Genomic DNA, 22,891 nt, shown 5'->3' on the forward strand with positions numbered 1-22,891 from the left:
CCGAACCGGATGAGGTACTGGAGCCGCGCCGCAGGTGAGGCGGTGGCGAGGAGATGGGTGCCCGCGCGCCCTCCTGCCAAGCCTGCGCGGGAGCCCCGCGGCGCCGACGAGATGGCGCTCCTGATGTCTGCATGCGCTCCCGACGGCGGGCTTCCCACCCTTGGCCTGGTGGACGTCGACGAGCTGGCCGAGATCGTGGCTGGCCGCAGCGACACCTCTCTCGAGTCCGCCAGGCGGGCCGTGCGACGAGGCGTGCTGTGCGCGGGCTACACGCCCGAGAGCCGCCACATCACGACAGCCGATGCGTTCGACGTCGTGGAGGAAGCGCTGCGGTTCCACGTCCGACGAGGCTGACTCTCGTCGAGAGGGTGAGGACGATGCGGGCTCGGCAGGCGACTCCGCGTGAGGTGGAGATCCGCAGTGAGCCGCGACGTCCCGAGACCGACACGACGCTCGGTGTCTCGGTCACGGCCGCCGCTCCGGCGCGGCAGGCGCGCCACCGCCTGGTCACGGTGGGGGACTCGCTCACGCACGGGTTCATGAGCGGTGCGATCCACCGGACCGACCTGTCGTGGCCCGCCATGGTGGCCTACGAGCTCGGACTGTCGGCGCAGGAGTTCACGTACCCGACCTATGAGTGGCCCACCGGGCCCGGTGGCCTCCCGGTCGACCTCGAACGGCTGGCGCGGGAGTTCGACCGGCGGTTCGGCAGCCGACTCGACCTGCTCGAGAGCCTCCGAGCGGCGCCGTGGCTGCGCGACCACATGGACAGCATCGAAGACTTCTGGGAGCGCGGGACCGGCTCCCGTCCGCCCGGCCGGGGCGCCCCGTTCCACAACATGGCCGTCTACGGCTGGGACGTCCTGGACCCCTTGGTGACGACCGAGGCCCGCATCGAGCGGACGCTCGCGGCGCCGACGACGGACGACTTCCTCGGCCAGCTGGTCGAGCACCACCACGCGCGAGCGGCGTGGCCCGTCCTGCGCCGCGCCGCCGGCGACGACCCGCGGCGGACCGTCCTCGACGCGATCGAGGACCTCGCGGTGGACGAGGGGATCGAGACGCTCGTGGTCGTCCTGGGGTCCAACAACGCGCTGGGCTCCGTCGTCTCCCTCGAGACCGTGTGGACGCCCGAGGGCTACGCCGAGCTGACGCTCGCTCAGCGACGCGACGCCCGGGCCGGCTGCACGATCTGGCGACCGAGCGCGTTCGAGGCCGACTGGGCCGACCTCGTCGCGCGGCTGCGCAGGATCCCCGCCCAGCACGTCGTGGTGGCGACGGTCCCGTCGGTCACGATCGCGCCGATCGCCCGGGGCACGCACCAGAAGGTGCGTCCTGACTCGCGGTACTTCCCGTTCTACACGCGGCCGTGGGTGACGGACGAGGGCTTCGACCCGCGGCACGACCCGCACCTCGTCGAGGACGAGGTCCGCGCGATCGACTCGGCGATCGACGCCTACAACGAGACGATCATCGCGTCGGTTCGGGCCGCCAGGGAGTCCGGCCTCGACTGGCACCTGTTCGACATGGGCGGCCTGCTCGACCGGCTCGCGACCCGCCGCTACGTCGCCAGCCCGTGGGCCCGTCCGGCGTGGTGGGAGCCGTACGAGCTCCCGGCGGCGCTGAGGCGGCTGGACCCGGTGCCGACCACTCGGTTCTTCCGCTCGGGCCCCGACGGGCGCACCGAGGGCGGTCTGTTCTCCCTCGACGGCGTCCACCCGACGACGATCGGCTACGGCATCCTCGCGCAGGAGGTCGTCTCGGTGCTCCGCTCGGCGGGCGTCGCCTTCCTCGACCGGCAGGGCCACCCGCGAGCCGACCCGGTGGAGCTGGACTTCGAGCGGCTGCTGCGCGCGGACACCCTCGTCTCGGACCCGCCGGCGTCCATCACCAGCTCACTCGGACTGCTCGGCTGGCTGGACGACCGGATCGACTGGGTGTCGAGGTTCCTGCCGTTCGTCCACTCGCCGCTCTGAGGACGGGCATGTGGTCGCGCGCCTCCCCGCGGTTCGCCGACCGGACCGACGCCGGACGTCGACTGGTCCCGCTGGTGCGGCACCTGCGGGGACCGGAGCTCGTCGTGCTCGGACTGCCGCGCGGCGGTGTGCCGGTCGCGTTCGAGGTCGCCCGCGCGCTGGACGCACCGCTCGACGTGGTCGTGGTGCGCAAGCTCGGCTTCCCGTTCCATGCCGAGCTGGCCATGGGCGCGATCGGCGAGGGCGGGAGCGAAGTGCTGGACGAGGCGCTGGTCGCCTTCGAGGGCACGACCGAGCAGCAGGTGCGCGAGGTGGAGCGGCGGGAGCGGGAGGCGCTGGACGAGCGTGTCCGGCGCCTCCGTTCCGCCCGGGAACCGCTGGACCTCACCGGGCGTACCGCCCTGCTCGTGGACGACGGGATCGCCACGGGAGCGACGGTGCGGGTCGCGTGCCGGGCGGCGCGGGTGCGGGGCGCGATCCGCGTGGTCGTCGCGTCGCCCGTGGCACCGACGGGGGTCGCTGACGTCCTGATCGAGGCCGACGAGGTGGTCGTGCTCCACATGCCGCTCCATTTCGCTGCGGTCGGGCACTGGTACCGCGACTTCACAGCCGTCAGCGACCGCGAGGTCGCCGCGCTGCTCGGCCTGCCCTGAGGCACGGGTGGGGCTCGACCTCTGGGACCCTCGGAGGGTGTCGACCCCCGCCAGGACCTGGTCGCCGTGGCGCGGCGTGTTCGCGTTCGGCCTGGTCAGCCTCTTCGCCGATATGGTCTACGAGGGGATGCGGTCGATCGCGGGCCCCTACCTCGGCGAGCTCGGCGCCTCGGCCGCGACCGTCGGTCTGATCACCGGTGCTGGCGAGGCGGCGGCGCTCGTGCTGCGCCTCGTGGCGGGCCGGGTCGCCGACCGCACGCAGCGGCACTGGCTGCTCACCGGGATCGGCTACGGCCTGACCGCGGTGTGCGTGCCGCTGCTGGCCGTCGCACCCGAGCTGGGCTCGGCCGGCCTCGCCGTCGCGACGCTGCTGATCCTCGCCGAGCGCACGGGCAAGGCCCTGCGGAGCCCGTCGAAGTCGGTGCTGCTCGCCTCGGCCGCGCAGTCCGTGGGCCGCGGCAAGGGCTTCGGCGTGCACAAGGCACTCGATCAGGTCGGGGCGTTCGCGGGGCCTCTCGTGGTGGCCGGCGTCGCCGCCGTGTGGAGCGTCCAGGCCGGGCTCGCGGTGCTGGCGATCCCCGGCGTCATCGCGCTGCTGATCCTGGCGGTGCTGCGGCGTCGTCTCGCGACCCCCGGCCTGGAGGAGGTGCCGGTGCCGGCCCTGGGCGACGGCGAGCGACTGCCCGCGCGGTTCCACGCCTTCGCCCTCGCGATCGCGATCACGACCGCGGGCCTGCTGACCTTCGGCCTGTTCGGCTACCACCTCGCCGAGCAGGACCTCGTGAGGACGGCGGCGGTGCCGGTCGTCTACGCCGGCGCCATGGCCGCGTCCGCACTGGCCGCCCTCGTCGCCGGCGTGGCCTTCGACCGGTGGGGCGGCGGCACGCTGATGGTGCTGCCGCTCGTCGTCGCGCCGGTGCCGGCCCTGGTCTTCCTCGACGGGCTCGGGCTCGCGCTGCTGGGCATCGTGCTGTGGGGTGCCGCGACCGGTCTGCAGGACTCCGCCGTCAAGGCGCTCGTGGCCGACCTGGTGCCGCGGGAGCGCCTGGCCACCGCCTACGGCGTGTTCGCCGCCTACCAGGGCGTCGCGGCGCTGGCCGGCGGAGCGATCGCCGGGCTCCTGTACGCCGACCACCGCGTGCTGCTGTCGGCCGGCACGGCGGTCGTGATGCTGCTCGCGTACGTGCCGCTGCGGTGGGCGCTGCGGCACCGGGCACCCCGGTAGGCTGGCGTCGTGCACAGGCATCAGCGATTTCGCGACCCCCGGCCGGGTGAAGGCCGCGGGGTCGTCGACGCGCGCTCGTAGCGCCGCAGGTCTCCGCAGGCACGGCCGGGGGGAAGCTCCGCTCCTTCGACCACCTGCAACCTTTTGGAGACCTCCTCATGTCGCACGCCGACCACCTCACCCCTGACCAGCTCTGCCGCGCACTGAACCTGCGCGACCTCACCGATCCCGCTCAAGGTGAGCACGTCATGCAGACTCTCCTCGCATCCGTCGTGGATGCGCTGGAGTCCGCGTGGGGTGCCTCCGTCCGCCACGTACGTCACTCGCCGATCGTGCCCGTCCGCGAGAACTACGACCGCCTGGGCTACCACCACGACGACGTCACCCGCGCCCGTCGCTACACCCGCTACGTCAGTCCCACGGTGATGCTCCGCAGCCACACGAGCGCTGAGCTGCCCGCCGCCCTCGAGGAGTACGCGGGACGTCGTGAGGTCGACGAGCTGATCGTGGCGCCGGGCCTCGTCTACCGGCGTGACGCCGTGGACCGCAGCCACGTGGGAGAACCGCACCAGGTCGATCTCTGGCGCATCCGCAGCACGCCTGCCACGAGCGATGAGGACATGCTCAGCATGATCAGCCGCGTCGTCGAGACGGTGCTCCCGGGCGCCGCGTGGAGGACGACCGACGTCTCGCACCCCTACACGGTGGGCGGCCGGCAGATCGACGTCCTGCACGAGGGCGCATGGCTCGAGCTCGCCGAGTGCGGACGCATCCATCCCGAGGTGCTGCGCGGCTCCGGTCTCGACCCGGACCGGTGGTCCGGTCTGGCGCTCGGCATGGGGTTGGAGCGGGCGCTGATGCTGCGCAAGGGCATCCCCGACATTCGCTACCTCCGGGCGGAGGATCCGCGCATCGCCGCCCAGATGCGGACCCTGGCGCCGTGGCAGCACGTCTCGCTGCTGCCGGCGACGCGGCGCGACATCTCGGTGGTGGTCGGTGCGGAGGAAGACGAGGAGACGCTGGGTGACCGCATCCGGATCGCGCTGGGCGACGACGCGGACGTCGTCGAGTCCATCGACGTCCTCGGTCGCACGACGCACGAGGAGCTGACCGGGCCGGCACGCGCTCGGCTCGGCACCCGGGACGGTCAGGTCAATCTGCTGCTGCGCATCGTGCTCCGCCCCATTGACCGCACCCTCACCTCGGACCAGGCCAATGCGATGCGCAACGTGGTCTATCGGGCCGTCCACGAAGGACCCGTGATGGAGCTGATCTGAGCCCCGGGAAGGGCCCCGGGCGGACACCCGGGGCCCTCGCCTCAGCGACTCACTTCACCTCGGAGCGCAGCAGCGCCCGCGTCCCCAGGGCCAGCGGGACCACCAGCCACAGCAGGGCCGAGGTGCCGAGCTGGGCCCACATCTCTCCGGTCAGCTTGTTGTCGAAGAGCTGCATCGTGGCCCAGTTGAGGTCGAACCACGGGCCGTGCTCGGCCCACCACTGCTGCGTGCTGGCCAGGGCGCTCGAGGCGCCGGGCAGCACGAGCGAGTACACGAAGTACGCGACGATCGCGCCGGGGGAGTTCCGCAGGACGATGCCCAGCATCAGGCCCATCAGCATCCCGATCTCGTTCGCAAGGACGATCTGGGAGAACTCGCGGATCGAGACGTCCCACACGGGGTCGACGCCAGCGATCGCGGAGCCGACGAGGTTGCCGACGACGCCGGCCGCGCCCGCGATGAGCATCGAGACGACGCCGATGACGACCGTCATGAGGGCCTTCGCCGTCAGGACGCGCCCACGGTGGGGGACGAGCGTGAACGTCGTCAGTGCGGTGCGCTGGCTCCACTCGCTGGAGACCGCGAGGATCGCGATCATCGGCAGGATGACCGTCATCGGGAAGCCGACGGCGCTCGCGAAGTGCTCGTAGGACAGGTTCTCGCTGTCCACGAAGATCAGCGTCGCGACGGTGGCGACGATCGACAGCAGGACGACGCTGGCCATGAGCCAGAAGCCCGAGCGCGTGTCGAACATCTTGCGCAGCTCGACGCGCAGGATCCGGGCGAACGGCGTCCGGGCGGGGACCGGGCGCGCCGGGCGGCTCGCGGCCACGCCGGCCGCGGCGGGGGTGATGGTGGTGCTCATGCTGCTGCTCCTTCGGAACGATGCTGGACGCGGTCGCGCTGGGTCTCCGCGGTCAGGGAGAGGAACATCTCCTCCAGGCGGGCGCCGTCGGCGGCCCGCAACTCCAGGACGGGGATGCCGGCCGCGAAGGCCGCGTTCCCGACGCTGGTCAGGTCGGACTCGGCGAGCACCGCTCCCTCGGCGGTGGGCCGAGCCGCGATGCCGGCCGTCTGCAGCGCGGCCGCCAGCGCGGCGCCGTCGGCGGCGCGGACCAGGGTGCCCGCGCTGGCCAGCAGCTCCTCCTTCGAGCCCTGCGCGACGATCCGCCCGTTGCCGATGACGACGAGGTCGTCGGCGATGACCTCGATCTCGTGCAGCAGGTGGGACGAGAGCAGCACCGTGCCGCCGTCGTCCGCGAAGCCGCGGAGCAGGTCGCGCATCCAGCGGATGCCGGCCGGGTCGAGGCCGTTGGCGGGCTCGTCGAGGATCAGCACCTCGGGGTCGCCCAGCAGCGCGGTGGCGATGCCGAGGCGCTGACGCATGCCGAGGGAGTAGTTGCGGACGCGACGGCCGGCCTCGACGGGCGTCAGGCTGACGCGCTGGAGCATCTCGTCGACGCGGGTGCGGGGCAGACCCATGGTCATGGCGGCGATCGTGAGGATCTCGCGACCGGTGCGGCCCGCGTGCTGGGCGGAGGCGTCGAGCAGGACGCCGACCTCGCGTCCCGGGTCGGGGAGGTCACTGAACCGGCGACCGAGGACGTGGACGTCGCCACTGGACGGCGGGGTGAGCCCCACCATCACTCGCATCGTCGTGGACTTGCCGGCGCCGTTGGGGCCGAGGAAGCCCGTGACACGGCCGGGACGGGCCGTGAAGGACACGTCGTCCACGGCGGTGTGACCGCCGTAGGACTTCGAGAGGGAATCGACTGTGATCATGAGGCCCAGCGTCGTGCCGCGAGGCCTCCCGGCACATCGGGCCCGTCCCCGGACGAGCCCCTGACCGCACCCCGAGTCGTGCTCAGGGTCCCGGCCGCCTGCGCTCAGGGTGCGCGTCGCGCCGCTAGGGTGCGGGGCATGAAGGGACGCGAGGACGCCGAGGGTCCGCGGGCGCGACCGACGAAGGCTGATGCGTACCGGCTCGGCCGCCGGGCCTACCTGAACGGCGAGGGACTCGACCTCGGCCGGATGGCGGCCGAGCTCGGTGTGAACCGGGTGACGCTCTACCGCTGGGTGGGCACCAAGGAGCAGATGCTGGTCGACGTGACCTGGCAGCTGACCGAGCTGACGATGCGCCAGGAGTGGGAGGCGGCCCGCGACGTGCCCGGCCCGCGGGTCCCGCTCGTGCTGGGCGGGTTCCTGCGCGCGATGTTCTCCTGGCCCGAGGTCCGTCGCTTCAACGAGGAGAACAACGCGTTCCTCATGCGGGTGATGACCACGGCCGACTACGGCTTCCACGCACGCTTCGTCGACGCCGTCCGCGCATACGTCGAGGTCGACGTCGCGGAGGGTCGCACCACCGACTCCGTGCCGGCCCACGACCTGGCCTACGCGTGCGTGCGGCTCGTGGAGTCCTACGTCTACCTGCCAACGATCACGGGCGCACCGCCCGCACCCGAGGCGGCACAGCGCGTGCTGGAGGCCCTGCTCCGGCCGTGACTCCGCCCGCTCGACCTCCGGGACCGCTGCTCGAGCGGTGAGTGGTCAACCCCTCCCGCGGCGGTCCGGTGCCTCCTCAACCTCTGACGGGTCCGTTGAGGTTGAGGACTCACCGCTCCATCCAGAGTGAGGTTGAGGACTCACCGCCCAGATGTAACAAACGTCTTGTCATGTTGCATTCTCGGTCATAGGATCCGAGCCAAACGTGACCCACGCCACAAAGGTGCCCGCCATGACCGTGACCCCCGAACGCTCTACCTACACCCCTCCCGGCCGCCTCGGCGACGGGTCCAGCGGTCCGCGGACGGACCCGCGCTTCTCGCCCGCCATGGTCGAGGCGCTCGCGACCTTCGGCCTGGACGAGGTGGCCGCTGCACCGCCGGTCTCGGCGAGCGACGACCTGCCGACCGTCCTGGCCGCCGTGGGCGCGTCCCACGACGGCTTCCAGGCCGTCTACGACTCCATCGCCCTGGACCTGCCCACGGACCGCGACGACGTCGAGACCTCGACCGAGACGATCCTCGGGGTCGACGGCAACGAGATCACGCTGCACGTCTTCCGGCCCGCCGGGGTGGAGGGCGTGCTGCCCGGCCTGGTCTACACGCACGGCGGCGGCATGACGATCCTCACCACCGACAACCGCGTCCACCGCCGCTGGTGCACGGATCTCGCGGCCGCCGGCTCCGTCGTGGTGATGGTGGACTTCCGCAACGCCTGGACCGCCGAGGGACACCACCCCTTCCCGTCCGGGGTCGAGGACTGCCTCGCGGCCGTGCTGTGGGTCGACGAGCACCGGGAGTCGCTGGGCCTGTCCGGCGTCGTCGTGCAGGGCGAGTCGGGAGGAGGCAACCTCGCGATCGCCACGACGCTGCTGGCGAAGCGACGCGGCCGCCTCGACGCCATCGACGGTGTCTACGCGAGCATCCCGTACATCAGCGGCGGCTACGCCTGGGACCACGAGCGCCGCCTCACCGAGCTCCCGTCGCTCGTCGAGAACGACGGGTACTTCATCGAGAACGGCGGCATGGCGCTGCTGGTGCGGGCCTACGACCCCACCGGCGAGCATGCCGAGGACCCCATCGCGTGGCCGTACTTCGCCTCCGAGGACGAGCTGCGCGGACTGCCGCCGTTCGTGGTCGCGGTCAACGAGCTCGACCCGCTGCGCGACGAGGGCATCGCCTTCGCGCGGAGGCTGGCGCGGGCCGGCGTCGACGTGGCGGCTCGCGTCAACATCGGGCTCGTGCACGGCGCCGACGTCATCTTCCGGCACTGGCTGCCGGCCGCGCTGGAGTCGACCGTGCGCGACGTGGCCGGGTTCGCCGCCGACCGGGCGCGCCTCAGGCGACCGTAGTCAGCGAGCCGTCGTCGAGCTGCGACGCGAGGCGCAGGAGCAGCGGCGCCAGCTGGGCGTCGGCGGTCTGCGGGTGCTCGGGGTGCCACTGCACGCCGGTGAGGGGCGCCGTCTCGTGCACGACGGCCTCGACGACGGCGTCCGCGGCGAGGGCGGCGACCACCAGGCCGTCGCCGAGCCGGTCGACCGCCTGGTGGTGGGTGCAGCGGATGTCCTCGCGGGCGTCCACGACGGTGGCGAGCGACGCGTCCGTGACGGTCACGCGGTTGCGGACGAAGTGGTCGTCGCCGGTGGCGCGGTGCCCTGCGCTGGTGGGGAGGTGCTGGACGAGAGTGCCGCCCAGCGCGACGTTCATGATCTGCAGCCCGCGGCAGATGCCCAGCAGGGGAGTGCCGGTCTCGATGCAGGCGCGCACGGCGTCGAGGTGGGCGAGGTCGGCCAGCGGCTCGTGATGGCCGGAGCCGGGGTATGTGGTGGGACCGCCGTAGAGCGACGGGTCGACGTCCTCGCCGCCCATCACGACCACGGCGTCGGCCCGCGCGACCAGTGCGGCGGTGACCGAGCGGTCGACCTCGGCCGACGCCACCGGGACGACCTCCCAGCCCAGCTGCTCGGCCACCCGGACGGTGGGCGCGTTGAGCGCATCGAGGGCGACCTGGAAGTCAGGTGCTGCGGGTCGCGAGGTGCGCAGGTGCAGCATCGCCAGGAGCGGCTTCGAGGTGGGGGAACCGGTCACGAGCACAGCGTAGGCCTCCGCGATACTGGAGCCGTGCACCCCGAGCCCCGCCGCAGCGCCCGGATCCTGGTGGCCGGGACCACGTCCGACGCGGGCAAGAGCCTCGTGACCACGGCCCTGTGCCGGGCCTTCGCCCGACGCGGCCTGCGTGTGGCGCCGTACAAGGCGCAGAACATGTCGAACAACTCGATGGTGTGTGCCGACGGCGCCGAGATCGGGCGCGCGCAGTGGGTCCAGGCCCTCGCCGCCGGCGCCGAGCCCGAGGCCGCGATGAACCCCGTCCTGCTCAAGCCGGGCGGCGACCGCCGCAGCCACGTGGTCGTGATGGGCGAGCCCGCCGGCGAGATCAGCAGCCGCGAGTTCATCGGCGGCCGCACCCACCTGGCCACAGCCGCCCACGCCGCGTTCGACGACCTCGCGTCGCGGTTCGACGTCGTGGTCGCCGAGGGCGCCGGCAGTCCGGCCGAGATCAACCTGCGTGCCGGCGACTACGTCAACATGGGCCTGGCCCGGCACGCCGACATGCCCGTCGTGGTCGTCGGCGACATCGACCGCGGTGGCGTCTTCGCCGCGTTCTACGGCACCGTGGCCCTGCTCGAGCCCGCCGACCAGGCGCTCGTCGCCGGCTTCGTGGTGAACAAGTTCCGCGGCGACCAGTCACTCCTCGCGCCCGGCCTGCGGCAGCTGGAGGACCTGTCCGGCCGACGGGTCCTCGGCACCCTGCCGTGGAGCCCCGACGTGTGGCTGGACTCCGAGGACGCCCTCGACCTCGAAGGGCGCCGGACCAGCGCCGAGGGCGCGTTGCGCGTCGCGGTGATCCGGCTGCCCCGGATCAGCAACTTCACCGACGTGGACGCGCTCGGCCTCGAGCCCGACGTCGACGTGGTGTTCACCGCCGATCCGCGCGACCTCGCCGACGCCGACCTCGTGGTGCTTCCCGGCACGCGGGCGACGGTCTCCGACCTCGCCTGGCTGCGGATGCGCGGCCTCGATCGCGCGATCACGCGCCACGCCGAGTCGGGCCGCGCCGTCCTGGGCATCTGCGGCGGATTCCAGATGCTCGGCCGTCACGTGCACGACCCCGAGGGAGTGGAGGCGGGCGAGCCGACCAGCGTCGCGGGACTGGGGCTGCTTCCCGTCGAGACGACGTTCGCAGCCGAGAAGACACTGCGACTGCCCGAGGGCGAGGCGCTGGGCGCCGCCGCCGGTGGCTACGAGATCCACCACGGCCGGATCACCCGCGACGCGGGCGCGGAGGAGTTCCTCGGCGGTGCGCGCGTCGGCGCGGTGCTGGGCACGATGTGGCACGGGAGCCTGGAGTCAGACGACCTCCGGACCGCGGTCCTCGACCTCGCGGCACGATCGCGCGGCGGCTCGTTCAGCGCCTCGGGCGTCAGCTTCGCGGCCGCGCGCGAGGGCCGACTCGACCTCCTCGGCGACCTCGCCGAGCAGCACCTCGACGTCGACGCGCTGCTCCAGCTCGCGCAGCAGGGCGCGCCCACTGTGCCCACGATCGGACCGCACGCGTGAGGGTCCTCGTGCTGGGCGGCACGCGGGAGGCCCGCGCCCTGGCCGAGCTGCTGGTGCAGGACGGCGACGACGTCGTGACGTCGCTGGCCGGCCGGGTGGCCCGTCCGCGACTGCCCGTGGGCGAGGTCCGCATCGGCGGCTTCGGCGGGATCGACGGGCTGGCCTCGCACCTGCGCGACGCAAGGGTGGACGTCGTGGTGGACGCCACCCACCCGTTCGCCGAGAACATCAGCGGCAACGCCGCGGCCGCGTGCGAGCGCACTGACGTCCCGCTCGTGCGTCTCGAGCGTCCGGGCTGGTCGGAGCGGGCGGACGCCGGCGCGTGGCACTGGGTCGACGACCACGACGAGGCCGCCCGAGTGACGGCCACGCTCGGCGAGCGCCCGTTCCTGACCGTGGGCCGTCAGTCCCTGCACCGCTTCGTCGAGCCGCTGCGTGACCTCGCCTGTGTGGTGCGCGTCGTCGACCCGCCCGAGATCGAGCTGCCCACGTCGTGGACGCTCGTCCAGAGCCGCGGTCCGTACACCCTCGAGCACGAGCGCGAGGCGATGACCGGGGCCGACGTGCTGGTCACGAAGGACTCGGGCGGCTCCCACACCGAGGCCAAGCTGGACGTCGCCGCCGAGCGCGGGGTCCCCGTGGTGGTGGTGCGTCGCGCCGGGGCGCCGGAAGGCGTCAGCGTCGTGCGCGACGCCGCGGCAGCCCGCGCCTGGGTGCGAGCGCGAGCAGCACGCTGACGCAGGCCGAGGCCCACGCCACCGCGGTGGCGAGCCGCGTCGCGCGGGGGAGGTCGGCCACGTCGGGAGCGGGCCCGTCGCCCATCCGCGCCCGGTCCTCGAGCCGTCCGGCGTAGTCGTTGACGCCACCCAGCGTCACCCCGAGCGCTCCGGCGAAGGCCGCCTCGACCGGTCCGGCGTTCGGGCTCGGGTGGCTCCGGGCGTCGCGCCGCCAGGCCGTCCACGCGTCCGCGGGACGCCCATCGACGACCGGTGCGAGCACCACCGCGAGTGCCGCGGAGACCCGCGCCGGGACCAGGTTCGCGACGTCGTCCACCCGCGCGCTGGCCCAGCCGAACCGCTCGTAGCGCGGGCTGCGGTGGCCCACCATCGCGTCGAGCGTGTTGACCGCCCGGTAGCCGACGAGGCCCGGCACCCCGAGCGCCGCGCCCCACAGGAGCGGCGCGACGACGGCGTCGGAGGTGTTCTCGGCCAACGACTCCACGGCTGCGCGGCTCACGCCGTCCGCGTCGAGTCCGCTCGGGTCGCGACCCACCAGGTGCGTCACCTGACGCCGTGCCGCCGCGAGGTCGTCGCGCTCCAGCTGCGCCGCGATGGTCTCGCCCTCGCGCACGAGTGACCGGCCACCGAGGACCGCCCACGTGGCCGCGGACGTCAGCAGGACGCGCTGCCACGGCCGGCGACAGACCCGCTCCGCGGCGACCGCCCCGACGACGAGCGGGCCGACGACGGCGGCGTGGTGCACCACCCCGGCGACGCGGTGGTCGCGATGAGTCACCCGCTCCACCGTGGCGGCGAACCGGCCGAGTCCCGCGACGGGGTGAAGCCGGGCGGGGTCGCCCAGTGCCCGGTCGAGGAGGAAGCCGAGGAGGATCCCGGTGGCGCGCGCCCGGCTCACAGGGCCGCGGCCGCCTCGCGACGACGCCGGTCGTGCATGGCACGGTCGGCGTCGCGTCCCACGAGACCGGTGAGGACGACTCCGAGGACCGCCCAGAGCACGGCGACGGTGACGAGCGACTCGCGGAGGAAGTACCAGAGCGTGTCGGCCGGGAAGTCGCCCACCTCGTTGACCGTCGGCAGCGCCAGCCCGACGGCCACGACCACCACGAGGTAGCCCAGGGCGCCAAGGACGACCGCCTCGAAGCCGCCGAGTCGGTCGGCCAGGCGACGGGCGACGACGACGGCGACGATCGCCGCGACGAGGCTGACGGCCCAGAAGCCGAAGTAGAGAGCGGTGCGCTCTCCGATCGTGTCGCCGCTGCCGACGGCAGGTGGCGTCGACGGGTACTTCAGGAACGGCACGAGGCCGGTGGCCACGAAGCCGACGAGGGCGACGACCGCGGTGGACCCCCGAGGGCCGAGCGAGCCCAGACGTCCCAGGGCGAAGGCTGCCGCGAGCGCCGTGGCGCCGCCGAGCACGGTGCCCAGCAGGATCGTGCCGGTGGCCAGCCCCCACGTGGACTGCGTGCCGCGCGAGACCTCGGCCTCCTCGCCGTGGCTGTGGCCTCCGGCCTCGTCGTCGTGGGCGTGCGGGGCGGCGTCGCCGTCGTGACCGTGCTCGGCGGGCTCGGCCGAGGCGGCCTCCTCCAGCGCGATGGCGGCGTCGATCTGGGGCTCGGCGACGACGTGGGCGACGAGGAAGGCCGCGAAGCCGGCGACGAGGCCGGCGATCAGGCCGTGGACCAGGAAGGTGCGAGGGTTCATGAGGGTTCCGTTCGTGGACCGGTCGCGGCGGCACGGGTCGCCACCACCGGTGGAGCTGGGTGGATCCGGGAGAGGTCCCGGTCAGCGCCCGGGCAAAGCCGGGCGAGGAGGACGCGCGAGCGCGTCAGTGGCAGGGGTAGCCCATGACGTGACGTGCGTCGTGGACCCACTCGTGCACCAGCGTTCCCTCGAGGACCGAGAACGCACCCTGTTCGGCGCCCACGAAGAACAGCACCACGACGGTGAGCAGGGAGAAGAAGACCGTCCAGGGCGCGAGGGCCGTGACGGGAATCTGCGGAAGGGCGGCGGGAACGGCCGCGGTTGCCTGAGGCATGTGACACTCCTTGGGGATGCTGCGTCCCATCGATGGATGTTTCGCCCGGCTGGAGGGTCTGGCTCCGCCCCAAGGGGCGTCACAGTAGCGCGACTGCGCCGGAATCACACCGGCTTCCTGTCAGCAAGGCGTGACGAGGCTAGCAGCCCCGGGGGACCCTCGACCAGAGGGTCCGTGACGTGGACCTGCGCGTTCTGCGGGACGGCGCACGGCACCCCCGTCAGCTGCTCGACCGCGATCGCGATGGTGTCGCCGTGGCTCACGACCAGCAGTCCGTCGCCGCGCTCGTGGAGCAGATCGGCGAGGCGGGAGCGGACGGACTCGACGGTCTCGTCCCGTCCGCGCTCGACGAGCCGGTCGTCCAGCTCGACCGGGAGACCGAGGACCTCGGCGACGATCTCAGCGGTCTCCACCGCACGCCGAGCGGGGGAGGACAGCAGCATCCACACGGGTGCGCCCTGCAGCCGGTCGGCGGCGTCACGCGCCTGGCGTCGTCCGGTCTCGGTCAGGGGTGGGGTGGGGTCGCCGTACTGGAGCCGGCCCGCGGCGTTCCAGGTCGACTCGCCGTGCCGCAGCCAACGGATCACGGCTCGAGCGCCGCCACGTGACCGATCACCGCGACGGCCGGTGCCCCGATCCCTGCGGTCGCGGCGTCGGACGCTGCCTTCGCGAGGGTGGTGCGCAGGCTGCGCTGGCCGGCCAGGCTGGCGTCCGCGACGAGCGCGCACGGCGTGCCGCCGTCGAGTCCCGCGTCCAGGAGCGCCTCGGTGATCGCGGGAAGCGTGCGCACGCCCATCAGGACGACGAGCGTGGTGCCCGAGCGGGCGAGCGCCGCGTAGTCGATCGTCGAGTCGGGGTGGCCCGGAGGCACGTGGCCGGAGATCACGGTGAAGCCCTGGACGAGTCCGCGGTGCGTCACCGGGACGCCGGCGAGCTCGGGCGCCGCGACGCTGGAGGTGACGCCGGGAATGACGGTCGTGGCGATGCCGGCGGCGGCACAGGCCTGGACCTCCTCGAAGCCGCGGCCGAACACGTACGAGTCGCCGCCCTTGAGCCGGACGACGTGGCGCCCGGCCGTGGCGTGGTCGACCAGGATCCGGTTGATCTCGTCCTGGCTGGTCGACCGTCCGAAGGGGATCTTCGAGACGTCGACGACCTCGGCGTGGGCGGGCGCCCAGGCGAGGGCCTCCCACGGCGCCAGCCGGTCGGCGACCACGACGTCGGCGGTCTCGATCGCGGCGCGTCCGGCGACCGTGACCAGACCGGGATCGCCGGGTCCGGCGCCGACGAGGGTGACGCGACCGGTCGTCGCACCGGCGGACTCGCGGACGACCGGCCTCGCCAGGTGGCGGACGACCAGGTCGAACGAGCCCTCATCGACCTCGTCGCGCGTCCAGCGCAGGTGGCCGCGCTGCGCCAGGTCCTGGAGGGCGGTGCAGACGGATGGAGCGCGCACCGTGACGGACGCGCCGTCGCCGAGGAGGCTCGCGACGGTGGGGACGGCATGCTCGGCGCCCTCGAGGACGAGGACGGACAGGCCGGTGGCGTTCAGGTGCATGCGGTGTGGACTCCCCACGTGGTGAGCAGGTGGCGGGTGACGGAGGGCTCGCGGACGGCGAGGCGCACCCAGCCGTCGTCGAGGCCCGGGAAGGTGTCGGCGCGGCGCACGGCGATCCCCGCCCCGCGCAGGCGTGCGTGGGCTCCCGTCCCGGCGCGGGCCAGGACGAACGGGCCGGAGGACGCCGCGGTGGGCACGCCGAGCTCGGCCAGCCCGTCGACGAGGACGCGACGGTGCACCTCCACCTGGCGGGCGCGCCCGTAGGTCTCGGCCGCGGCCTGCGGCCCGGTGGCGGCCACGACGGCGTGCAGCGCGGGCGTGCTGACCGACCACGGAGCCTGCTGGACCCGCAGGTCGGCGACGACGGTGGCGTCCCCGACGACGTAGCCCGCGCGGATGCCCGGCATCGACCAGAGCTTGGTGAGGCTGCGCACGACCAGCAGGCCGGGAACGCGGTGCGCAGCCAGGCTCTGCGTCTCGCCCGGGACGAAGTCCATGAACGCCTCGTCGACCACGACGACGCGACCCGGCCGGCACAGTGCGCGCAGCACGGAGGCCGGATGGAGGCGTCCGGTCGGGTTCGTGGGATTGCCCACGACGACGAGGTCGGCGTCCTCGGGCACGTCCTCGGGGACGAGGGCGAAGTCGTCCTCGGCACGGCACACGACGTGCGTGACGTCGTGCCCGGCGGAGCGCAGCGCCACGTCCGGCTCGGTGAACTGGGGGTGGACCACGACAGGTCGACGCCACCTGCGCGCGCGAGCCATCAGCAGGAACGCCTCTGCCGCGCCGGCCGTGACGAGCACGTCGTCGATCCCGCGCCCGTGACGACGGGCGACCGCCGCGTGGGCCGCGGTCGCGTCGGGGTAGGAGGTCGACGCGGCGACGCCCTCCGCCAGGGCACGTTCCAGCCAGTCCGGGCGGGGGAGCCGGCTCACGTTGACGGCGAGGTCGACGAGGCCGTCGCCCAGCTCCGCGTCGCCGTGGTGGCGCAGCGGGTCGTCGAGGCGCTCGGTCGTCGCGGGCTCCTGCGGCAGCACGTCGACCGCCACGGCGCCCGTGTGGGGACCGGCCGCCGCCACCGCCCCGGCGAAGGACTGCGCGAGCTGCGGGTGACCGGCCCAGTGCAGGTGCAGGTACGAGGCGCTGAGGGTGGGCCCCGCGAAGCCGACCGCGCTCCCGTCGACGGACCACGCCGGTCGATCGCCGTGCACGGGCGTCACGGTCGTGCGATGGAACTCGTGCGCGGTGGCCTCGGTGCCGGCGGCGCCCAGCAGCTGATCGCCGTGGAGGGTGGGACGCCGGTACGACAGCGTGAGGCGGGGCGTCATGACGGCGTCCGCGTCGAGTGCGCCCACCATCGGGTGACCGTCCACCGAGCGGCAGAGGTACAGCAGGCCGGCGCACTCGGCCACCGTCGGCACGCCGTCCAGGACCGCCTCGCGCAGGTCCGCGCGCAGACTCGTGTTCGCGCTGAGGGCGGCGGCGTGCACCTCGGGGAAGCCGCCGCCGAGGTAGATCCCGCGCGTGCCGTCGGGCAGGCGTCGGTCGTGGGCCGGGTCGAACGGGACGACGGTGCAGCCGGCGGCCTCGAGCAGCTCGGTGGTCTCGGCGTAGCGGAACGTGAAGGCGCGACCGGCCGCGACGGCGACGACGGGCGAGTTGTCCGCGACCCGCATGACATGGTCCGCGGGACTCCACGGGTCCTCGGTCAGCGCGGGAGCCGTCCGCGCGACGTCGAGCACCGCGTCGAGGTCGATGCCCGCGGTCACCTGCTCGGCGAGGCGGTCGAGTGCGGCGGCGGCCTCGTCGCGCTCCGCCGCGGGCACCAGCCCGAGGTGGCGCGAGGGAGCGCTGACGCCCTGGTCGCGACCCAGCACGCCGAGGACGGGGACTCCCGTGCGCTCGACGGCCCGCACGACCTCGGTGGCGTGCCGCGACGATCCTGCCTTGTTCAGCACGACGCCCGCGATGGTCACGCCGGGCTCGAAGGTGGCCATCCCGTGGACGACGGCGCCGATGCTGCGCGACGCGTGCGAGACGTCGACCACCAGGACGACGGGCGTCCGGGTGAGCGCGGCGACGTGGGCCGAGGAGGCGAAGCCGTCGCCACCGATCTGGCCGTCGAACAGCCCCATCACGCCCTCGACGACGGCGAGGTCGGCCCCGCGCGCGCCGTGGAGCAGGAGCGGGACCATGAGGGACGGATCGGTCAGGTGCGGGTCGAGGTTGCGGCCGGGACGGCCGGTCGCGAGCGCGTGGTAGCCGGGGTCGATGTAGTCGGGGCCCACCTTGTGGCCGGAGACGACGTGCCCGCGGGCGGCGAGCGCGGCCATCAGGCCGGTCGCGATCGTCGTCTTGCCGTGCCCCGACGCCGGGGCTGCCACGAGGACCCGTGGCAGGTTCACCACTCGATGCCTCGCTGACCCTTCTGGCCCACGTCCATGGGGTGCTTCACGTGGGTCATCTCGGTCACGAGGTCGGCGACCTCCACCAGCCGGGCGTCGGCACGGCGTCCGGTGACCACGACGTGCTGGCTGCCGGGACGGTTCGCGAGCGTCTCGACGACGTCGTCGACGTCCACCCAGCCCCACTGCATCGGGTAGGTGAACTCGTCGAGGACGTAGAGCCGGTGCCGCTCGGCCCGGATCCGGCGCTTGACCTCGGCCCAGCCCTCGGCGGCGTCCGCGGCGTGGTCGGCCTCGGTGCCGCCCTTGCGGCTCCAGGACCAGCCCGAGCCCATCTTGTGCCACTCGACCGGTCCTCCCTCGCCGGTCTCCTCGTGGAGTCGGGCGAGGCGCTCGAGCACGGTCTGCTCGCCGATGCGCCACTTCGCGGACTTCACGAACTGGAAGACGCCGATGTCCCAGCCCTGGTTCCAGCCGCGGATGGCGAGGCCGAACGCGGCCGTCGACTTCCCCTTCCCGTTCCCGGTGTGGACCATCAGCAGCGGCCGGTTGCGGCGCTGGCGGGTGGTGAGGCCGTCGTCCGGGACGACCAGGGGCTGACCCTGCGGCATGTCAGGCCACCCCCTCGCGCGGCGCGGTGGCCGCGTGGACGACGCAGGTGAGGCCGTCGGCGGTCACCTCGCCCAGCGGCACGTGCTCGGCCTGCAGGTGGGTGGCGAGCTCGACTCCGAGCCCGAGCCGGAAGCGCCCCGACTCGCAGTCCACGACCACGCTCTGGATCCCGGCCGCGGCGACGTGGCGGGCGGCGTGGTGGGCCCGGGCGAGGGCATCCGGGCCGGACGTGGCGCGGCCGTCCGTGACGACCACGAGCAGAGGACGGCGGGACGGGTCGCGCAGCGCCTCGCGGCGGACGACCTCGGCGGCCCGGTGCAGCCCTTCGGCCAGTGGCGTGCGGCCGCCGGCTGGCAGGTCCGCGAGCCGGCGGGACGCCACCTCGACCGACCCGGTGGGCGGCAGGACGATCTCGGCGTCGTGCTGGCGGAACGTCACGAGGGCGACCTTGTCGCGGCGGCGGTACGCGTCCAGCAGCAGCGACAGCACCGCGGTCTTGACCTGCTCCATCCGGCGGCGCGCGGCCATCGACCCGGAGGCGTCCACGCACAGCAGCACGAGGTTCGACTCCTGGCCGACGGTCTCGGCGCGGCGCACGTCGGAGATGTCGAGCGCGAGTCCCCGGCCGTCGAGGAGTCCCCGGCGGGCGAGCTGGTGCGGAGCCGCGGCGGCGATCGTCGCGGGCAGGTGGAGCCGGCCGGTGGGCTCGCCGTCGTGCCGGACGCCGGCGACACGCCCCTGCGCGGTGCGAGCGCGCGAGCGGCGCCCGGACTGGCCCTCGCCCGTGCCGCGGACCACGAGCAGCCGGGCCCGGCTGGGCTCGCCGGCGGACGCCACCGAGCCGGCACCGGCCGGCGCGGGACGGCGCTCGTCGTCGGGCGACTCGGAGCTCTCCTGCGGGGGAGTCTCGGGTGGGGTGCCGTCAGGCGGGGAGTCGTCGGAGCCGCCGTCGCCACCGGGGCCGTCGTCGTCCGGCCCGTCCGGACCGGGGTCGGGCTCGTCGGAGCCGAGCAGGTCGTCGAGGCGGTCCTCGTCCAGGCCCGGCTCGTCGAACGGGTTGCGCCGGCGGCGGTGGGGGAGAGCGAGGCGCGCGGCGACCCGGACGTCCTCGCGGGTCACCTGCGTGCGGCCCTGCCATGCCGCGTGGGCTGCGGCCGTGCGGGCGGTCACGAGGTCGGCGCGCAGTCCGTCCACGTCGAACGCGGCGCAGATCTCGGCGATCGTGGTGAGGGTCTCGTCGTCGAGGACGACGTCGCGGACCCGCCCCTGGGCGTCGGCGAGGCGAGTGCGGAGCAGCTCCTGCTCGGCGGCCCAGCGCCCCGCGAAGCCCTCGGGGTCGGCGTCGAACGCCAGCCGGCGGCGCACCACCTCGACCCGTAGGGCGGGATCGCGCGGCGCGGCCACCTCGACCGTGAGGCCGAACCGGTCGAGCAGCTGCGGGCGCAGCTCACCCTCCTCGGGGTTCATGGTGCCGATCAGCACGAACCGCGAGGCGTGCTCGGCGGAGACGCCGTCGCGCTCGATGCTGACGCGGCCGGTGGCGGCGGCGTCCAGCAGCAGGTCGACGAGGTGGTCGTGCAGCAGGTTGACCTCGTCGACGTAGAGCAGGCCGCGGTGGGCGCGGGCGAGCAGGCCGGGCTCGAGCTCGACGCGGCCGTCGCGCAGGGCGGAGTCGAGCTTGAGCGATCCGGTGACCCGGTCGTCGCTCGCACCCACGGGCAGCTCGACCAGCCGCACCGGGCGCTCGACGACCGGCGTCACGGCGCCGAACGGACCGTCGGGCGAGACGGCGTCGGGGTCCGCGGGATCGATCGAGAACCGATCACCGTCATAGGCGCGCACCGGGGGCAGCACCTCGGCGAGGCCGCGGACCGTGGTGGTCTTGGCGGTGCCCTTCTCCCCGCGGACCAGGACGCCGCCGATGAGCGGGTCGATCGCGACCAGGGTGAGGGCGAGGGTCATGTCGTCGGAGCCGACGACGGCACAAAACGGATACTGCGCTGGCATGTAGGGCTCCCGCTCGATCTGCCATGTCGGTCCGGGACGCGGATTGCGCCCCGGGTCGGATCGAGGCCGGTCTTCGGACTTCCCAGATCTGTGCCTGAGTCACCGCAGCGGGCCCTGTGCCGGATTCTCACCGGCTTCCCAGATTCTCCCCGTGGCCAAACGGCCGTGGGGCACCTCGAACCTTCGCGATCACCCTAGACGCATCCGTGGCGGACCGGACGGGGGGCCCGGTGGCCGGGACGACCGGGCTAGGGTCCTCGACCATGAGCGTGCACGTGACCGTGGTCGGCGTCGGGGCCGACGGCTGGGACGGTCTGCCGGCCTCGTCGAGGGCGATCGTGGAGGGCGCGCGGACGCTGCTCGGCGGCGACCGGCACCTGGCCGGCGTCCCCGCGATCCCGGGCCAGATCCGCCGTCCGTGGCCGTCGCCGCTGCGGGACGGACTGCCCGATCTCGTGGCGGCGGCCGAGGGTCCCGTGGTGGCGCTCGCGTCCGGTGATCCGCTGGTCTCGGGCATCGGCACGACGCTGATCGACCTGCTCGGGACCGAGCGCGTCGTGATCGTGCCGGCGGTGTCGTCGGTGGCGCTGGCGCGCGCCCGGATGGGCTGGCCCGCGGAGTCGGTGGGCGTCGTCAGCGTCGTCGGACGGGACGTGCGACTCGTCGTTCCTGCCCTGTCCGCGCACGGCCGCCTGCTCGTGCTGTCGAGCGACGAGTCCACCCCCGCGGCCGTGGCGACGCTGCTGACCGACCTCGGCTGGGGCGCCTCGCGGCTCGTCGTGCTGGGGGACCTCGGCGGCGCGGACGAGACCCGGATCGAGGGCACCGCGGACGCCTGGCACGCGACCGCCCCGCGCCTGAACGTGCTGGCCGTCGAGGTCCGTGGCGCCGGACCCGGCTGGGCCGTCGGCGGCGTGCTGCCCGACGACGCCTTCGACCACGCCGGCCAGATCACGAAGCGCGACGTGCGCGCCAGCGCCCTCGCGCGGCTCGCTCCGGCTCCCGGTCAGCTGCTGTGGGACGTCGGCGCCGGAAGCGGCTCGATCGGCGTCGAGTGGATGCGCGCGTGGCCCAGCGCCCGTGCGATCGCGATCGAGTCCCGTCCCGACCGGGCGACCCTCGTGCGCCGGAACGCGGACGCCCACGGTGTCCCGGGCCTCGAGGTCGTGGAGGGCGACGCACCCGCCGCGCTGTCCGGCCTCGAGCGACCCGACGCGGTCTTCGTCGGGGGTGGCGCCACGGTCGACGGCGTGCTGGACGCGTGCTGGACGGCGCTGCTGCCCGGCGGCCGGCTCGTCGTCCACGCCGTCACGGCCGAGACCGAGGCCGTCCTCCTCGATCGGTACCGTCGTCATGGCGGCGAGCTCGTCCGCCTTCACGTCGAGCGCGCCGAGCCGCTCGGCACCTTCACCGGTTGGACGCCCGCCCGCGCCGTCAGCCAGTGGTCCATCGTCAAGGGAGACTCATGACCGTCCACTTCGTCGGCGCCGGACCCGGCGCGGCCGACCTGCTCACCCTGCGCGCGGTGCGGCTGCTGGAGCGGGCCGACGTGGTCCTGTACGCCGGCACCTACCTCGACGCCGAGGTCCTCGGCCACTGCCGCGACGGGGCGCGGCTGGTCGACACGCAGCACCTCGACCTCGAGGAGATCACGGCCGCGCTGGTCGACGCCCACCGCGAGGGACTCGAGGTCGTGCGTCTGTGCTCCGGCGACCCCTCGCTGTACTCGGCCGTCCACGAGCAGGCGCGCCGGCTCGACGCCGCCTCGGTGGCGTGGGACGTCACTCCCGGCGTGCCCGCCTACGCCGCCGCCGCGGCGATCGTCGGCGCCGAGCTCACCGTCCCCGAGCTGGCGCAGTCCGTCGTCCTCACCCGCACGCAGGCGCGCTCCACGCAGATGCCGGCGGGTGAGCAGCTCGCGGCGTTCGCCGCGACCGGCGCGACGCTCGCCCTGCACCTGGGGATCACGCGCACGCGCGAGCTCGCGGCCGAGCTGGCCGAGCACTACGGCGCCGACTGCGCCGTGGCGGTGGTGTCGAAGGCCACCCAGCCCGACGAGCTCGTGCTGCGCGGCACGCTCGCCGACATCGCCGACCAGGTAGAGGCCGCCGGGCTGCGCCAGGCCGCGGTGATCCTCGTCGGCCCCGCCTTGGCTCCCGACGTGCGAGGCGGCGAGTCGTACCTCTACGCGGCCAGCCGCGAGCGTCGCCAGCGCCCCTAGGACCACCCCTGCGGCGACCTCGGCTGGGGCGGCGGTGAGTCAGCAACCGCATGGGGGCCT

At 73.9% G+C, this 22,891-nt stretch carries 22 protein-coding genes and 2 riboswitches; of the genes, 11 read left to right on the forward strand and 11 right to left on the reverse strand.

Annotated features, from left to right (window positions below; translation table 11 throughout):
* The first annotated feature begins 168 nt into the window (after positions 1-168).
* From ACGWYL_RS13650 to ACGWYL_RS13670, 5 genes are all read left to right on the forward strand, one after another.
* On the forward strand, positions 169-354 hold the full coding sequence (locus ACGWYL_RS13650) for a hypothetical protein (protein WP_179424426.1): 186 nt from the start codon (positions 169-171) through the stop codon (positions 352-354).
* 23 nt (positions 355-377) lie between these two features.
* Positions 378-1,976: a hypothetical protein gene (locus tag ACGWYL_RS13655; RefSeq protein WP_395487453.1), complete on the forward strand. Its 1,599-nt coding sequence runs from the start codon at positions 378-380 to the stop codon at positions 1,974-1,976.
* Positions 1,977-1,984: 8 nt separating this feature from the next.
* On the forward strand, positions 1,985-2,629 hold the full coding sequence (locus ACGWYL_RS13660; protein WP_179424424.1) for a phosphoribosyltransferase: 645 nt from the start codon (positions 1,985-1,987) through the stop codon (positions 2,627-2,629).
* A gap of 37 nt (positions 2,630-2,666) precedes the next feature.
* The gene (locus tag ACGWYL_RS13665) at positions 2,667-3,854 is read left to right on the forward strand and encodes an MFS transporter (protein ID WP_395487454.1); all 1,188 of its coding nucleotides are present in this window, start codon (positions 2,667-2,669) and stop codon (positions 3,852-3,854) included.
* 158 nt (positions 3,855-4,012) lie between these two features.
* A complete protein-coding gene (locus tag ACGWYL_RS13670) occupies positions 4,013-5,131 on the forward strand; it encodes a hypothetical protein (RefSeq protein ID WP_395487455.1) in 1,119 nt (372 codons plus the stop codon).
* A 49-nt stretch (positions 5,132-5,180) separates the two neighbouring features.
* Here ACGWYL_RS13670 and ACGWYL_RS13675 read toward each other — a convergent pair whose 3' ends face one another.
* Together ACGWYL_RS13675 and ACGWYL_RS13680 are read right to left on the reverse strand one after the other, a co-directional pair.
* On the reverse strand, positions 5,181-5,996 hold the full coding sequence (locus ACGWYL_RS13675) for an ABC transporter permease (protein ID WP_395487456.1): 816 nt from the start codon (positions 5,994-5,996) through the stop codon (positions 5,181-5,183).
* Positions 5,993-6,913 carry an ABC transporter ATP-binding protein gene (locus ACGWYL_RS13680; protein WP_395487457.1) on the reverse strand — a complete coding sequence of 307 codons (921 nt, stop codon included), beginning with the start codon at positions 6,911-6,913 and terminating at the stop codon, positions 5,993-5,995. The genes ACGWYL_RS13675 and ACGWYL_RS13680 overlap by 4 nt, the downstream gene beginning before the upstream one ends.
* A gap of 138 nt (positions 6,914-7,051) precedes the next feature.
* Between ACGWYL_RS13680 and ACGWYL_RS13685 the strand changes: the two genes are divergently transcribed.
* Entirely contained in the window at positions 7,052-7,633 is a 582-nt protein-coding gene (locus ACGWYL_RS13685) for a QsdR family transcriptional regulator (RefSeq protein WP_179424420.1), read from the forward strand.
* A gap of 205 nt (positions 7,634-7,838) precedes the next feature.
* Entirely contained in the window at positions 7,839-8,984 is a 1,146-nt protein-coding gene (locus tag ACGWYL_RS13690) for an alpha/beta hydrolase fold domain-containing protein (RefSeq protein ID WP_395487458.1), read from the forward strand.
* Here ACGWYL_RS13690 and ACGWYL_RS13695 read toward each other — a convergent pair.
* The gene (locus ACGWYL_RS13695; RefSeq protein WP_395487459.1) at positions 8,971-9,720 is read right to left on the reverse strand and encodes a gamma-glutamyl-gamma-aminobutyrate hydrolase family protein; all 750 of its coding nucleotides are present in this window, start codon (positions 9,718-9,720) and stop codon (positions 8,971-8,973) included. The two genes, ACGWYL_RS13690 and ACGWYL_RS13695, sit on opposite strands and share 14 nt — an antisense overlap.
* Positions 9,721-9,753: 33 nt before the next feature.
* Here ACGWYL_RS13695 and ACGWYL_RS13700 point away from each other — a divergent pair, with 33 nt between their 5' ends.
* Together ACGWYL_RS13700 and ACGWYL_RS13705 are read left to right on the forward strand one after the other, a co-directional pair.
* Complete coding sequence (locus ACGWYL_RS13700; protein WP_395487460.1) at positions 9,754-11,250, forward strand: cobyric acid synthase; 1,497 nt, start codon at positions 9,754-9,756, stop codon at positions 11,248-11,250.
* A complete protein-coding gene (locus tag ACGWYL_RS13705; RefSeq protein ID WP_395487461.1) occupies positions 11,247-11,987 on the forward strand; it encodes a cobalt-precorrin-6A reductase in 741 nt (246 codons plus the stop codon). Before ACGWYL_RS13700 ends, ACGWYL_RS13705 begins: the two co-directional genes overlap by 4 nt.
* On the opposite strand, the gene ACGWYL_RS13710 is transcribed toward ACGWYL_RS13705, so the two are convergent.
* The 8 genes from ACGWYL_RS13710 to ACGWYL_RS13745 all read right to left on the reverse strand — a co-directional run bounded on the left by ACGWYL_RS13710 (position 11,926) and on the right by ACGWYL_RS13745 (position 20,610).
* On the reverse strand, positions 11,926-12,885 hold the full coding sequence (locus tag ACGWYL_RS13710) for a cobalamin biosynthesis protein (protein WP_395487462.1): 960 nt from the start codon (positions 12,883-12,885) through the stop codon (positions 11,926-11,928). The two genes, ACGWYL_RS13705 and ACGWYL_RS13710, sit on opposite strands and share 62 nt — an antisense overlap.
* Entirely contained in the window at positions 12,882-13,691 is an 810-nt protein-coding gene (locus tag ACGWYL_RS13715; RefSeq protein WP_395487463.1) for a CbtA family protein, read from the reverse strand. The genes ACGWYL_RS13710 and ACGWYL_RS13715 overlap by 4 nt, the downstream gene beginning before the upstream one ends.
* Positions 13,692-13,815: 124 nt before the next feature.
* Positions 13,816-14,025 carry a CbtB-domain containing protein gene (locus ACGWYL_RS13720; RefSeq protein WP_179424414.1) on the reverse strand — a complete coding sequence of 70 codons (210 nt, stop codon included), beginning with the start codon at positions 14,023-14,025 and terminating at the stop codon, positions 13,816-13,818.
* A gap of 56 nt (positions 14,026-14,081) precedes the next feature.
* Positions 14,082-14,143: riboswitch (cobalamin riboswitch) on the reverse strand.
* Entirely contained in the window at positions 14,130-14,612 is a 483-nt protein-coding gene (locus ACGWYL_RS13725; protein WP_395487464.1) for a histidine phosphatase family protein, read from the reverse strand. It overlaps the preceding riboswitch by 14 nt.
* Positions 14,609-15,370 (reverse strand): uroporphyrinogen-III C-methyltransferase, encoded by a 762-nt coding sequence (cobA, locus tag ACGWYL_RS13730; protein WP_395487674.1) that lies wholly within the window; start codon positions 15,368-15,370, stop codon positions 14,609-14,611. The genes ACGWYL_RS13725 and cobA overlap by 4 nt, the downstream gene beginning before the upstream one ends.
* Before the next feature lie 203 nt (positions 15,371-15,573).
* Positions 15,574-17,991, reverse strand: a complete 2,418-nt coding sequence (locus ACGWYL_RS13735) for a cobyrinate a,c-diamide synthase (protein ID WP_395487465.1) — start codon at positions 17,989-17,991, stop codon at positions 15,574-15,576.
* Positions 17,988-18,602, reverse strand: coding sequence for a cob(I)yrinic acid a,c-diamide adenosyltransferase (gene cobO / locus ACGWYL_RS13740; RefSeq protein WP_179424410.1), 615 nt, complete (start codon positions 18,600-18,602; stop codon positions 17,988-17,990). Before cobO ends, ACGWYL_RS13735 begins: the two co-directional genes overlap by 4 nt.
* A gap of 1 nt (position 18,603) precedes the next feature.
* Complete coding sequence (locus tag ACGWYL_RS13745) at positions 18,604-20,610, reverse strand: VWA domain-containing protein (RefSeq protein WP_395487466.1); 2,007 nt, start codon at positions 20,608-20,610, stop codon at positions 18,604-18,606.
* A gap of 46 nt (positions 20,611-20,656) precedes the next feature.
* Positions 20,657-20,803: riboswitch (cobalamin riboswitch) on the reverse strand.
* A gap of 70 nt (positions 20,804-20,873) precedes the next feature.
* Between ACGWYL_RS13745 and cbiE the strand changes: the two genes are divergently transcribed.
* Positions 20,874-22,079, forward strand: a complete 1,206-nt coding sequence (cbiE, locus tag ACGWYL_RS13750) for a precorrin-6y C5,15-methyltransferase (decarboxylating) subunit CbiE (protein WP_395487467.1) — start codon at positions 20,874-20,876, stop codon at positions 22,077-22,079.
* The gene (gene cobM / locus ACGWYL_RS13755; protein ID WP_179424407.1) at positions 22,076-22,831 is read left to right on the forward strand and encodes a precorrin-4 C(11)-methyltransferase; all 756 of its coding nucleotides are present in this window, start codon (positions 22,076-22,078) and stop codon (positions 22,829-22,831) included. Before cbiE ends, cobM begins: the two co-directional genes overlap by 4 nt.
* Positions 22,832-22,891: the final 60 nt, after the last annotated feature.

This window comes from Aeromicrobium sp. JJY06 (genome assembly GCF_044069275.1).
GTDB classification, from domain to species: Bacteria; Actinomycetota; Actinomycetes; order Propionibacteriales; family Nocardioidaceae; genus Aeromicrobium; species Aeromicrobium tamlense.

What these genes read in the sequence shown, in the direction of transcription:
- ACGWYL_RS13680 (WP_395487457.1), bottom strand. Translation starts at nt 6,913, where the DNA reads ATGATCACAGTCGATTCCCTCTCGAAGTCCTACGGCGGTCACACCGCC.
- ACGWYL_RS13720 (WP_179424414.1), bottom strand. Translation starts at nt 14,025, where the DNA reads ATGCCTCAGGCAACCGCGGCCGTTCCCGCCGCCCTTCCGCAGATTCCC.
- ACGWYL_RS13685 (WP_179424420.1), top strand. Translation starts at nt 7,052, where the DNA reads ATGAAGGGACGCGAGGACGCCGAGGGTCCGCGGGCGCGACCGACGAAG.
- cobO (WP_179424410.1), bottom strand. Translation starts at nt 18,602, where the DNA reads ATGCCGCAGGGTCAGCCCCTGGTCGTCCCGGACGACGGCCTCACCACC.
- ACGWYL_RS13675 (WP_395487456.1), bottom strand. Translation starts at nt 5,996, where the DNA reads ATGAGCACCACCATCACCCCCGCCGCGGCCGGCGTGGCCGCGAGCCGC.
- cobM (WP_179424407.1), top strand. Translation starts at nt 22,076, where the DNA reads ATGACCGTCCACTTCGTCGGCGCCGGACCCGGCGCGGCCGACCTGCTC.
- ACGWYL_RS13745 (WP_395487466.1), bottom strand. Translation starts at nt 20,610, where the DNA reads ATGCCAGCGCAGTATCCGTTTTGTGCCGTCGTCGGCTCCGACGACATG.
- ACGWYL_RS13660 (WP_179424424.1), top strand. Translation starts at nt 1,985, where the DNA reads ATGTGGTCGCGCGCCTCCCCGCGGTTCGCCGACCGGACCGACGCCGGA.
- ACGWYL_RS13670 (WP_395487455.1), top strand. Translation starts at nt 4,013, where the DNA reads ATGTCGCACGCCGACCACCTCACCCCTGACCAGCTCTGCCGCGCACTG.
- ACGWYL_RS13715 (WP_395487463.1), bottom strand. Translation starts at nt 13,691, where the DNA reads ATGAACCCTCGCACCTTCCTGGTCCACGGCCTGATCGCCGGCCTCGTC.
- cbiE (WP_395487467.1), top strand. Translation starts at nt 20,874, where the DNA reads ATGAGCGTGCACGTGACCGTGGTCGGCGTCGGGGCCGACGGCTGGGAC.
- ACGWYL_RS13655 (WP_395487453.1), top strand. Translation starts at nt 378, where the DNA reads ATGCGGGCTCGGCAGGCGACTCCGCGTGAGGTGGAGATCCGCAGTGAG.